The 12,577-nt window shown below is 64.2% G+C and carries 10 protein-coding genes; 7 read left to right on the top strand and 3 right to left on the bottom strand.

The window, feature by feature from the left end; genetic code table 11:
• Positions 1-3: 3 nt before the first annotated feature.
• The 3 genes from xdhA (at position 4) to xdhC (ending at position 4,820) form a co-directional block, all read left to right on the top strand.
• The gene (gene xdhA / locus AC3CB8_RS06235; protein ID WP_023772380.1) at positions 4-1,485 is read left to right on the top strand and encodes a xanthine dehydrogenase small subunit; all 1,482 of its coding nucleotides are present in this window, start codon (positions 4-6) and stop codon (positions 1,483-1,485) included.
• Positions 1,485-3,848, top strand: a complete 2,364-nt coding sequence (gene xdhB / locus AC3CB8_RS06240; RefSeq protein ID WP_352678889.1) for a xanthine dehydrogenase molybdopterin binding subunit — start codon at positions 1,485-1,487, stop codon at positions 3,846-3,848. Before xdhA ends, xdhB begins: the two co-directional genes overlap by 1 nt.
• A 63-nt stretch (positions 3,849-3,911) precedes the next feature.
• Positions 3,912-4,820, top strand: a complete 909-nt coding sequence (xdhC, locus tag AC3CB8_RS06245) for a xanthine dehydrogenase accessory protein XdhC (RefSeq protein WP_352564327.1) — start codon at positions 3,912-3,914, stop codon at positions 4,818-4,820.
• On the opposite strand, the gene AC3CB8_RS06250 is transcribed toward xdhC, so the two are convergent.
• The 3 genes from AC3CB8_RS06250 to AC3CB8_RS06260 all read right to left on the bottom strand — a co-directional run bounded on the left by AC3CB8_RS06250 (position 4,817) and on the right by AC3CB8_RS06260 (position 8,063).
• The gene (locus tag AC3CB8_RS06250; RefSeq protein WP_023772382.1) at positions 4,817-6,064 is read right to left on the bottom strand and encodes an LLM class flavin-dependent oxidoreductase; all 1,248 of its coding nucleotides are present in this window, start codon (positions 6,062-6,064) and stop codon (positions 4,817-4,819) included. The genes xdhC and AC3CB8_RS06250 overlap by 4 nt on opposite strands.
• Positions 6,061-7,041 carry an LLM class flavin-dependent oxidoreductase gene (locus AC3CB8_RS06255; protein ID WP_352564325.1) on the bottom strand — a complete coding sequence of 327 codons (981 nt, stop codon included), beginning with the start codon at positions 7,039-7,041 and terminating at the stop codon, positions 6,061-6,063. The genes AC3CB8_RS06250 and AC3CB8_RS06255 overlap by 4 nt, the downstream gene beginning before the upstream one ends.
• 101 nt (positions 7,042-7,142) lie before the next feature.
• On the bottom strand, positions 7,143-8,063 hold the full coding sequence (locus AC3CB8_RS06260; RefSeq protein ID WP_023772384.1) for a LysR family transcriptional regulator: 921 nt from the start codon (positions 8,061-8,063) through the stop codon (positions 7,143-7,145).
• A 132-nt stretch (positions 8,064-8,195) separates the two neighbouring features.
• On the opposite strand from AC3CB8_RS06260, the gene AC3CB8_RS06265 reads away from it, so the two are divergent.
• From AC3CB8_RS06265 to AC3CB8_RS06280, 4 genes are all read left to right on the top strand, one after another.
• A complete protein-coding gene (locus AC3CB8_RS06265) occupies positions 8,196-9,413 on the top strand; it encodes a urate hydroxylase PuuD (protein WP_023792998.1) in 1,218 nt (405 codons plus the stop codon).
• Between the two features lie 2 nt (positions 9,414-9,415).
• Positions 9,416-10,729, top strand: a complete 1,314-nt coding sequence (gene guaD / locus AC3CB8_RS06270; RefSeq protein ID WP_352564322.1) for a guanine deaminase — start codon at positions 9,416-9,418, stop codon at positions 10,727-10,729.
• A 76-nt stretch (positions 10,730-10,805) separates the two neighbouring features.
• Positions 10,806-11,309 carry a heme-degrading domain-containing protein gene (locus AC3CB8_RS06275; protein WP_023772387.1) on the top strand — a complete coding sequence of 168 codons (504 nt, stop codon included), beginning with the start codon at positions 10,806-10,808 and terminating at the stop codon, positions 11,307-11,309.
• The gene (locus tag AC3CB8_RS06280; protein ID WP_352564320.1) at positions 11,306-12,571 is read left to right on the top strand and encodes a glycerate kinase type-2 family protein; all 1,266 of its coding nucleotides are present in this window, start codon (positions 11,306-11,308) and stop codon (positions 12,569-12,571) included. The genes AC3CB8_RS06275 and AC3CB8_RS06280 overlap by 4 nt, the downstream gene beginning before the upstream one ends.
• Positions 12,572-12,577 lie beyond the last annotated feature (6 nt).

A 12,577-nucleotide genomic window follows, 5' to 3' on the forward strand; every position in this document is an offset into this window, starting at 1 on the left:
GGCATGGCCAAGGTCAATATCCGTAACGAAATCCGCTTCATTCTGAATGGCAGGGATGTCGCGCTGTCATCCGTGGCGCCTGACGCGACCCTGCTCGACTGGCTGCGGCTCGACCGTTCGCTGCGCGGCACCAAGGAAGGCTGCGCCGAGGGCGATTGCGGCGCCTGCACGGTGCTCATCGGCAGACTTTCGGCCACCGGACTGGTCTATGAAAGCGTCAATGCCTGCATTCGCTTTCTCGGCTCGCTCGACGGCACCCATGTCGTGACGGTCGAGCACCTGCGCGGCGAAGCAGCCCAGTTGCATCCTGTCCAGCAGGCTATGGTCGATTTCCATGGCTCGCAATGCGGCTTCTGCACGCCGGGTTTCGTCATGTCGCTCTACGGCTTGTGGATGAAGTCACCGGACCCTTCGGACGCGGCCATCGAAAAAGCCTTGCAAGGCAATCTTTGCCGCTGCACCGGCTATGAGGCGATCATGCGCGCCGCGCACGCCATATCGAGCTACGGCAAGGTGGCGAAGGACCCCTTGGCGGCGGAGCGCCGGGAAGTCACCACACGGCTACAGGCATTGCGCGACGGCGCCAGGGTCGAGATCGGCGCCGGCGGGACGCGGCTGGTTGTGCCGGCCGACGCCGACGATTTCGCGACTGTCTTCGAAAAACAACCGACCGCCACCGTCGTCGCGGGTGCGACCGACGTTGGCCTGTGGGTGACCAAGCAGATGCGGGATATCTCGCCGGCGATCTTCATCGGCAATCTGCCCGGGCTTTGCACCGTCACGGAAGACAATGGGGTCATATCGATTGGCGCCGGCGTCACCTACACCGAAGCCTTTTCGACGCTGTCGAAACGCATCCCGGCATTGGGGCCGTTGTTCGACCGCATAGGCGGCGAACAGGTCCGCAACATGGGCACGATCGGCGGCAACGTCGCCAATGGCTCGCCGATCGGCGACACGCCGCCACCGTTCATCGCGCTCGGTGCACGGCTGACATTGCGCAGGGGCAAGACACGGCGCATGATCCCGTTGCAGGATTTCTTCATCGCCTATGGCAAGCAGGACCGCCAGCCAGGCGAGTTCGTCGAGGCCGTGCATGTGCCGGTGCCGGCAAAGGGGACAAAGTTCGCCGTCTACAAGGTCACCAAACGCCGCGACGAGGACATCACCGCGACCCTTGGCGCCTTTTATCTGGCCTTGGCCAAGGACGGCACGGTAGCCGATATCCGCATCGCCTATGGCGGCATGGCGGCAACGCCGAAGCGGGCGTCCTCTGTCGAGAAGGCGCTGCTCGGCAAGGCCTGGAACGAAGTGACGGTAGAAGCGGCTATGGCCTGCTATGCCAGCGATTTCACCCCGCTGACCGATATGCGCGCAACCGCCGAATACCGAGCATTGGCGGCGAAGAACCTTCTGTTGCGCTTTTACGTGGAAACCACCGGCACCAAGGCGCCGTTCCAGGTCTCACGCAGCGAGGCGGCCTGATGAACAAGCACGCACCATCAAACCTCAAGGCCGAGAAGATCGTCGGCGGCGTCGCCACTGACCAGCGGCACGATTCCGCCCACAAGCACGTCAGCGGCGGCGCCATCTATATCGACGACATGCCGGAGCCGGCCGGCACGCTGCATGTCGGTCTTGGCCTGTCCAAGGTGGCGCATGGCGTCCTGAAGAGTGTCGATCTCTCGACGGTGCGCGCGGCCCCTGGCGTCGTCGACGTGCTGACCTATGCCGACGTGCCGGGCGAGAACGATATTTCGCCCAGCAACATGCATGACGATCCGGTGCTGGCGGAAGGCAAGGTGCAGTTCTTCGGCCAGCCGATCTTCGCGGTCGTTGCCGAGACGCGCGAGGCGGCGCGGCGCGCCGTGCGCCTGGCTGGGATCGAGTATGACGAGCTTCCCGCCGTCATCGACATTTGGGACCTCGATCCGGCCAAGGACAAGCAGGTCACCACGCCGCTGATCCTGAAGCGTGGCGATGCGGCCGCCGCAATCGAGGCCGCCCCCCGCCGCATCAAGAACCGCATGTGGCTTGGCGGCCAGGACCATTTCTACCTCGAAGGCCAAGTGTCGCTCGCCATCCCCGGCGAGGACGACGAGGTGACCGTCTACTGTTCGACGCAAGGGCCGAGCGAGACGCAGCATCTGGTCGCCCACACGCTCGGCGTGCCGAGCAACGCGGTGACGGTGGAGGTGCGCCGCATGGGCGGCGGCTTCGGCGGCAAGGAAACGCAGGCCAACCAGTGCGCCGCGATCGCCGCCATCGCCGCCAAGAAGCTGAAGCGGGCGGTCAAGGTCCGGCTCGACCGCGACGAGGACATGACCGCCACCGGCAAGCGGCACGATTTCGCCATCGACTATGAAGTCGGCTTCGACGACGAGGGCAACATCCTCGGCGTCGACTTCACCTATGCCTTGCGCTGCGGCTTTTCCGCCGACCTGTCCGGCCCGGTCGGCGACCGCGCGCTGTTCCACTGCGACAACGCGTATTTCTATCCCGCGGTGTTGGCCAAGTCGGCGCCGCTCTACACCAACACCGTCTCCAACACCGCCTTCCGCGGCTTCGGTGGCCCGCAAGGCATGATCGGCGCCGAGCGGGTCATCGACGAGGTCGCCTTCGCCGTCGGCAAGGATTCGCTCGAGATCCGCAAGCTGAATTTCTACGACCCGATGGAGGCGATCGGCGCACGCTGCGTCACGCCCTATCACCAGAAGGTCGAGGACTGCATCATCCAGCGCATCGTGGCGGAACTGGAAGAGAGCGCCAGCTATGCGCGCCGCCGTCGCGAGATTTCCGCGTTCAACGCCAACAGCCGCTTCGTCAAGCGCGGCCTGGCGCTGACGCCCGTCAAGTTTGGCATCTCCTTCACCAAGACCGAGTCCAACCAGGCCGGGGCGCTGGTCCATGTCTATGCCGACGGTTCGGTGCACATGAACCATGGCGGCACCGAAATGGGGCAGGGCCTGCACCTCAAGGTGGCACAGGTCGTGGCCGAGGAGTTCCAGATCGACCTCGACCGCGTGAAGATCACCGCCACCACCACCGCCAAGGTGCCCAACACCGCGCCGACGGCGGCGTCCTCGGGCGCCGACCTCAACGGCATGGCGGCGCAGAACGCGGCGCGCCAGATCCGCCAGCGCCTGACCGACTTCGCCGCCGAGAGATACCAGATTCCTGTCGACCAGGTGGTGTTCCTGCCCAACCGGGTGCGCGTCGGCAACCAGGAAGTCAGCTTCAACGATTTGGTCAAGCAGGCCTATATCGCGCGTGTGCAGCTCTCGGCCGCCGGCTTCTACAAGACGCCGAAGATTCACTGGGACCGCGGCAAGGGCCAAGGCCACGCCTTCTACTACTACGCCTATGGCGCGGCCTGCGCCGAAGTGTCGGTCGACACGTTGACCGGCGAGTATGTCGTCGAGCGCGCTGATATCCTGCACGACTGTGGCCGTTCGCTGAACCGGGCCATCGACCTCGGCCAGGTCGAGGGCGGCTTCATCCAGGGCATGGGCTGGCTGACCACCGAGGAACTGTGGTGGGACGACAAGGGCCGGCTGCGCACCCATGCGCCCTCGACCTACAAGATCCCGCTGGCCTCGGATCGGCCGAAGATCTTCAACGTCGCGCTGACCGACTGGTCGCAGGCCTATGAGCCGACCATCCATCGCTCCAAGGCGGTCGGCGAGCCGCCGCTGCCGCATGGCATGGCGGTGCTGCACGCGTTGTCGGATGCCGTTGCCAGCGTCGCCGACCACAAGATCTGCCCGCGTCTCGACGCGCCGGCCACACCCGAACGCGTGCTGATGGCGATCGAGCGGCTCAAGAAAGAGGCCAAGCCTGTCACCTGAAGGTCGGCAAACGTGCAATCCCAGCCGAAAAAGCCTATATTTTGCATCTGGGAACCGTGAACCATGAACTCGAACGTGCAAAGCCTGAAAACCTTTCTCAGCAGCGCCGCGCGACTTGCCCTGGTCGAAGTGGCCGGTACCAAAGGCTCGACGCCGCGCGAGAAGGGCGCCTTCATGCTTGTTTCGTCGGCGGCGATCTTTGGCACGATCGGCGGGGGTCAGCTCGAATACATGGCCATCGACAAGGCGCGGCGGATGGTGGCGCCATCGGGTGGATCGAACCGCCTGCGGTCCACGTCCCGCATCAAGGCCGACGAAGTCTGCGCCTCGCTTGACGTCCCGCTCGGCCCCGAAATTGGCCAGTGCTGTGGCGGACGGGTCGAGGTGCTGATCCGGCTGGTCAATGCGGCGCTGGCCGCCGAACTGGTTGCGGCGGCGGAAGCCGAGGAGGCGCAGCTGCCGCATGTCTATATCTTCGGCGGCGGCCATGTCGGCCAGGCGCTCGCGTCCACGGTAGCGCTTCTTCCCGTACACTGTGTCGTCATCGAGACGCGGGCGGAGGCGCTGGAAGGCATGCCGGAAACCATCGAGACGCGGCTGACGCCGATGCCGGAAGCCGAGGTGCGCAACGCCCCGGCCGGCACCGCCTTCGCCATCCTCACCCATGACCACGCGCTCGATTTCCTGATCGTCGCGGAGGCGCTTAAACGCGGTGACGCGGCCTATGTCGGCATGATCGGCTCGAAGACCAAGAAGGCGACATTCAGAAACTGGTTCCTGAAATCGGCGGACGGCGCGGACGCTGAATTCGCCCGCCTCGTCTCGCCGATCGGCGGCGCCGCCATCAGGGACAAGCGCCCGCCCGTTATTGCCGCACTGGCGGCCGCCGAGATCATGACGGCGCTAATTGTTCATAACGCGGCCTCGAACTCAGTGCATCACGCTCCGCAGGGCAACGCGATGGCCGGCTAGCTCGGTCGCTTCAGGCCCAGATGCGCACGCAGCGTGGTGCCTTCATACTCCATGCGGAACAGGCCACGCCGCTGCAGTTCCGGCACCACCAGCGTGGCAAAGGCATCGAGCTCGCCAGGGAAATAAGCCGGCATGACGTTGAAACCGTCGGCGGCACCGCCTTCGAACCGCGCCTGCAACTCGTCCGCGACCTGGGTCGCTGTCCCGACGATGCGCCAATGCCCGCGCGCCCCGGCGAAATGCCGCGCAAGCTGACGAATGGAAAGACCGTCGCGGCGCGATTGCTCGACGACCAGGGCCTGGCGGCTTTTCATGCCCTCGCTCTCGGGCAGTTCGGGCAGCGGTCCGTCGATCGGATAGCGCCAGAGGTCGGAGATGCTGAGATAGCTGGACAGCAGCGCTACGCCGACGTCGTCCGGGATCAATTCCTGCAATTCCTCGAATTTCTCGCGCGCTTCGGCCTCGGTCTCCGCCACCACGGGCGCGACGCCGGGCATGATCTTGATGTCGTCGGGCTCGCGCCCATGGGCCGCCATGCGCCCCTTGAGGTCGTCGTAGAAGGCCTTCGCCTCCTCGAAGGTCTGTGCGGCCGTAAACACCACGTCGGCGGTGCGGGCGGCAAGATCACGGCCGACATCCGAGGCGCCGGCCTGGACCATGACAGGCGCGCCCTGTGGCGAAGGCGGCAGGTCGAGCGGGTCGCGCACCGAAAAACTCTGGCCGACATGGCCTGATACCTTGCCGTGCCACAGCCCGGTGACAACCTCGGCGAACTCACGCGCCCGCTCATAGCGGTCGGCGTGAGGCTTGAGGCCCGTCGCACCGAAATTGGCGGCTTCGATCGAGCTGGCCGACGTGACCAGATTCCAGCCCGCCCGGCCGCCGCTCAGATGGTCGAGCGACAGGAAGGTCCGCGCTAGGCCGTAAGGCTCGTTGTAGCTGGTCGATGCCGTGGACACGAGGCCGATGCGGCTGGTCTGGACGGCCAGCGCCGAAAGCAGGCTGATCGGCTCGAAGCCGATCGAGCGCGACGTCTGGCTGGCGATGCCGACATCGGCTTCGCGCAGGCCGGCGGCGTCCTCGCAGAAGATCATGTCGAACTTGGCGGCTTCCGCCGTGCGCGCCAGTGCGATGTAGTGATCGATGTCGATGCCAGCGGTCACATGCGTCTTGGGATGGCGCCAGGCGGCGATGTGATGGCCCGTCGCCCACAGGAAGGCGCCGAGCTTCATGCGCGCGCTCATCGGTCACCTCCGCTGGCAAGGCCGAGATGCGCGCGCAGGGTTGTTCCGACATGGTTCTCTCGAAACAGGCCGCGTCGCCGCAGTTCCGGCAAAACGCGATGGACGAAATCATCGAGCACCGCAGGCTCCGGTGACATCACGATGTTGAACCCATCACAGCTTTTCGCCCGAAATTGTTCCTCCAGCCTGTCGGCCAGCCCGGTGATGCCTTCGCTGGGAAGCAATATGCAGGTCAGCACCTTCAAGGTATCTGGTTCGCTCCCGCACATGGAAACGCGGCGCCGGAAGTCGTCATAGCGTGCCTTACTCTCTGCCGCCGGCCATTCGTCGCATACTATGACGTCCGCGGTGCGGGCGGCGATGTCGAAATCGGCCTCCGACAGGCCGGACAGCACCAGCACCGGCGTGTGCTGCGGCGAGCGCGCGACGTTCAGCGGGCCGCGCACGGAAAAGAATTCGCCCTTGTGGTCGAGCAGGTGCATCTTTTCGGGGTCGTGGAAGCGGCCGCCGCTCTTGTCGAACAGGAGCGCGTCCGAATCCCAGCCGTTCCACAAGCGCCGGACGACGGCGATATATTCCTCGGCGCGGCGGCGAAAATCGTCATCGGAGAACTCTTCCGGTCGGCTGAAATTGTCCGCTTCGTCTGGCGCTTGCGTCATGGTCGCATTCCAGCCGGCGCGGCCATGGCTGATGATGTCAAGCGAAGCAAAACGGCGCGCCAGATTGTACGGCTGGTGAGCAACGGTCGAAGCCGCGGCGACAAGGCCGATCTTTTCGGTCACGGTCGCCAGCGCGGCGACGAGGGTGGTTGCTTCGAACGGGCTGGTCGACCGCTCGCCGTCCGGCAAGGAATCCGAGATCATGACCATCTCGATACCAGCCGTCTCCGCCTTCCGCACGAAGGCTTCTATCTCACCGAATGGCAGGCCGGCCCGCCCTGTGGCGGAAGCAATGTCGAGCGAAACGGCGAGATGCATCTTGCGGCCTATCTGGCTGCCAGCGACATCGCACAGCCATCCGGCTCCAACCTAGGCCGGCTTTCGGGCAAGGCAACCGGATGCGATGGGCCAGGAGCCCGTCACTTGCCGGCCAGGATGTCCTTGATCAGCCGCTGGCAGCGCTCCGCCATGAAGTCGAGCAGCAGGCGCACCTTGGGGTCCTGCAGCTTCTTGTGCGGATATACGGCGGCGAATTGCACCGGCGTAGGCGGAGTGCTGGCGAGAATGACCTTCAGCCGCCGGTCGCGGATGAACGGCTCGACCTCGAAGCGCGGCTTGTTGATGATACCGCGTCCCGACAGAGCCCAACCGGTCAGCACGTCGCCGTCATCGGTGTCGTAGGGCCCGTGTACTTCGAATTTTTGCTGGCCGGCCGGCGTTTGCAAGGTCCAGACATATTCGCGTGCGCCGGAATAGCGCAGCATCAGGCAGTCATGTTTTCTGGCGATCAATTCCTGCGGATCCATGGGCTCGCCGCGCGCCTCAAGATATTTGGGTGCGGCGACCAGCACACGTTCGCATTCCATGATGCCGCGCATCCGAAGGCTGGAGTCCTCGATAATGCCGAGCCGGAAGGCGACGTCGATGCCTTCTTTCATGATGTCGACATTGTGGTCCGAGAGCCTGAGCCGCACCTCGATATCAGGGTATTTGTCGTGAAAATCGGGAATGCCCGAGGCCACCAGCCGGCGCCCGAGCCCGAGCGGCGCCGTCACCTTGATGGTGCCGCGCGGCTGGCCCGACAGCGCCGAGACAGCCGCCTCCGCTTCGGTGATCGCCTCGAGAACCTGCTTGGCGCCCGAGTAGAACACGGTGCCGTGTTCGGTCGGCATCAACTGCCGCGTCGTGCGGTTGAACAGCCGGACGCCGAGATGCTTCTCCAGTTCCTTGATACGATTGGAGGCGACCGCCGGCGAAATGCGCATGTCGCGCCCGGCCGCCGACAGATTGCCGAGCTCGACGACGCGGACGAAGACGGCGATGTTGTCGAGATAGGCCATGCGGAGCACCTTCGCCGGTTTGCGGCGATCAGCCTAGTATTTTCCAATTTTTTTTGAAAGTCATCGCACACCTCGCCTCTTTCCGTTTACGCGCCACACCTTAAAGTCGCGTCATCGGCAGGGACGACTTCAATGATGGATTTCGCGATTTTCTGGGATTGGCTGAGCTTCGCCGTGCGCTGGCTGCACGTCGTCACCGGCATAGCCTGGATCGGCTCGTCCTTCTATTTCGTCGCGCTCGATCTGGGCCTGCGCCAGCGACCAGGCATGCCCGTCGGCGCCTTCGGCGAGGAATGGCAGGTGCATGGCGGTGGCTTCTATCACATCCAGAAATATCTGGTGGCGCCGGCCGAGATGCCCGAGCATCTGACCTGGTTCAAGTGGGAATCCTACGCCACCTGGCTGTCAGGTTTCGCCATGCTGTGCGTGGTTTATTACGCCGGAGCCGACCTGTTCCTGATCGATCCCAATGTGCTGCCGATGTCGGTGCCAATAGGCATCCTGCTGTCGATGGCGACGATCGGCGTCGGCTGGGTGGTCTATGATCTCCTGTGCCGCTCGCCGCTCGGCAAAAGCGACACCGGCCTGATGCTGGTGCTCTATTGCGTGCTGGTGTTCATAGCCTGGGGGCTGACGCATCTGTTCACCGGCCGCGCCGCCTTCCTGCATCTTGGCGCCATCACCGCGACGATCATGTCGGCCAATGTCTTCATGATCATCATTCCGAACCAGAAGATCGTCGTCGCCGACCTCATCGCAGGACGCAAGCCGGATCCGAAGTACGGCAAGATCGCCAAGCAGCGGTCGCTCCACAACAACTATCTGACGCTGCCCGTGCTGTTCCTGATGCTGTCGAACCACTATCCGCTGGCTTTCGGAACGCAGTTCAACTGGGTCATCGCTTCGCTGGTGTTCATCATCGGTGTCTTGATCCGCCACTATTTCAACAGCGTGCACAAACGTGCCGGCAACCCGCACTGGACCTGGCTGGGCGCCCTTGTCGTGTTCCTCATCATCATCTGGCTGTCGACCGTGCCGAAGGTGCTGACCGGTGAACCCAAGGCCTCCGCCTCGGCGCAAGTCTATATCGCCTCGGCGCATTTCCCGGCGGTGCGCGACACCGTGCTTGGCCGCTGCTCGATGTGCCATGCCGCGGAGCCGGTCTACGAGGGTATCTACCACGCGCCCAAGGGGGTGATGCTGGATACGGACGCGGGCATTGCCGATCATGCCCGCGAGATCTACCTTCAGGCCGGCCGCAGCCACGCCATGCCGCCCGCCAATGTCACAGAGATCACCGACAAGGAGCGGGCGCTGCTGGTCGCCTGGTTCGAAGGCGCGGGGAAATAAGCATGACCTCGACACTTCTGCGCGGCCGCACGCTGTCCTTCGTGCGCTGGCCGCAAGCCATCGACGACCACTCCGCCTGGCGCTACGAGGAAGATGGCGGCCTGCTGATAACCCACGGCAGGATCGTTGCATCGGGCGCCTACCCCGATGTCGAGAAACAGGCGGACGAGTGGACAAAAAAGATCGATCACCGGCCGCATCTGCTGCTGCCGGGCTTCATCGATGCCCATGTGCATTTCCCGCAGATGCAGATCATCGCTTCCTATGGCGCCGAACTGCTCGACTGGCTGAACACCTACACCTTTCCCGAGGAAACAAAATTCGCCAACGCGCAGCATGGCCGCCGGGTCGCGCGCCTGTTCCTTGATGAGACGGTACGCCATGGCACCACGACGGTCGCCGCCTACTGTTCGGTGCACAAGGCGTCGGCGGAAGCCTTCTTCGCCGAGTCGCACGCGCGCGACATGCTCAACATCGCTGGCAAGGTAATGATGGACCGCAATGCGCCCGAAGGCGTGCTCGACACGCCGCAATCCGGCTATGACGACACCAAGGCGCTGATCGCCGAGTGGCACGGCAAGGGCCGCCAGCTTTATGCCATCACGCCACGCTTCGCCATCACCTCCTCACCGGAGCAGATGGAGATGGCCGGCGCGCTGTCCCGCGAACATCCCGACCTGCACATGCAGACGCATCTGTCGGAAAACCACGCCGAGATCGCCTTCACGCAACAGCTCTACCCCTGGTCGCGCGACTACACCGATGTTTACGAACATTACGGGCTGCTTGGCAAAAAGAGCCTGTTCGGCCATTGCATCCATTTGTCGGAGCGTGAGGCGGACGCGCTGTCGGACAGCGGTTCGGTGGCGGTATTCTGCCCGACCTCCAACCTGTTCCTCGGCTCCGGCCTGTTCGACTATCAGCGCTTTCGCCGCCGCGACAAACCATTGCGCATCGCGGCCGCCACCGATGTCGGCGGCGGCACCAACTATTCGATGCTGCGTACCATGGACGAGGGCTACAAGGTCATCGCACTCAATGGCGAGAAGCTCAACCCATTCCAGTCCTTCTGGCAGATCACGCGCGGCAACGCCGAGGCGCTGTCGGTAGTGGACAGGATCGGGACGCTGGAGGATGGCACCGATGCAGACATCGTCGTGCTCGATGCCAGGGCGACGCCAGCGATGCGGCTTAGGATGGAAACGGTCGAGACGCTGGCGCAGGAACTGTTCCTGCTGCAGACGCTCGGAGACGACCGCGCCGTGCGCGAGGTGTATGTCGCGGGGCGGCCTGCCAGGAGCGACATCGCAATTTAGCGCAGCGGCGTGTTCCCTGCTTGACCCGGCGGCAGCCATCGGTCAAAGCGTGCGGCGAAGTTGACAGGGGAACGACATGGCCGTTGCTGACGACATCGCTCTGATCAAGAGACAGGAAGAGACGCTTGTCTTCACGGCCTTCGACGAGGCTGTCGCCTTCGAGATCGGTTCGGCCATCCGTGGTCGTGCAACAGCCGAGAACCTGCCGATCATAGTCGATATCAGGCTATGGGACCGGCCCCTGTTCTATGCGGCGATGCCTGGTTCGAATGCTTCCAACCCCGACTGGGCGCGGCGCAAGATCAATGTCGTGAAGCGCTATCTCGGAAGCACTTACCGGCTGGTGCTGGAGCAGCAGCGCCCCGACCGCACCTTCAAGATCGGCGAGGGGCTGGATATTGCTGACTATGTGCTGGCCGGCGGCGGCTTCCCGGTCACGGTCAAGGGCGCCGGTGTCATCGGTGTGATCGCGGTGTCCGGCCTGCCGGAGCGGCAGGATCATGGCGTAGTGGTCGATGCGCTGTGCGATCACCTGGACATCGATAGGCTCGGGCTGGCATTGCCTTCAGAGGCCGAATGACCGTGCTCGACCCCAAGTCCTTTCTCACCGATATCTTCAACGCGGCGGTCGCGGCCGCCGATCCCGAGAGAACCATCAGGCATCATTTGCCGGCAAAGCCGAAGGGCCGCACCATCGTCATCGGTGCCGGCAAGGGCTCGGCGCAGATGGCGGCGGCATTCGAGAAGATCTGGGAGGGCACGATCGAGGGCCTGGTCGTCACCCGTTACGGCTATGGCGCCAAATGCGAGCGCATCGAGATTATCGAAGCCGCGCACCCGGTGCCGGACGCGGCCGGGCTCGAGGCCTCGCGGCGCCTGCTGGAAAAGGTGCAAGGGCTGACAGCGGACGATCTGGTCGTGGCGCTGATTTCCGGCGGCGGTTCGGCGCTGCTGCCGTCTCCGGCCGCCGGCCTGACACTGGCCGACGAGATCGCCGTCAACGAGGCGCTGCTCGCCTCCGGCGCGCCGATCGCGGCGATGAATACCATCCGAAAGCACCTCTCCACCATCAAAGGCGGCCGGCTGGCTGCAGCGGCCTGGCCGGCCAAGGTGGTATCGTTGGTGGTCTCCGACATACCCGGCGACAATCCGGCCCTTGTGGCGTCCGGCCCAACCGTTCCCGATGTTGGCGGCCGCGAGAATGCCCTGGCTTCGATAACAGCCTATGGCATGAAGCTGCCGGACGTGGTCATGGCGCATATCCAGTCACCGGCGGCTAACGCACCCGATCCTGACGATCAGCGCTTTGCGCGCAACGAGGTGCATCTGATCGCATCAGCCGGCGTGTCGCTGGAAGCGGCAGCGGTGGAAGCGAGGCGGCAAGGCATCGAAGCCGTCATTCTTTCCGATGCCATCGAAGGCGAAGCACGCGAGGTCGGCGGCGTCCACGCGGCAATCGCCCGCGAAGTGGCGACGCGCAACCGGCCCTTCCAAAAGCCGGTTCTGGTCCTCTCGGGCGGGGAGACCACCGTGACTTTGCGGGCCAAAGGCAAGGGTGGCCGCAACTCGGAATTCCTGCTTGCCTTCGCCATCGGCATCAACGGCATTCAAGGCATTCATGCCCTTGCCGCAGATACCGACGGCATCGACGGTTCGGAAAACAATGCCGGCGCCTTCGCCGATGGTTCGAGCGTTTCGCGCATGCGCGCGGCAGGTGTGGATGCCAAGGCGATGCTGGCCGGCAACAACGCATGGACGGCCTTCAATGCCGTCGGCGATCTCTTCGTGCCCGGCCCGACCGGCACGAACGTGAATGATCTCCGAGCAATTCTCGTTCGCTAAACCGGT

The sequence above is a fragment of the Mesorhizobium sp. P160927 genome (genome assembly GCF_057766385.1).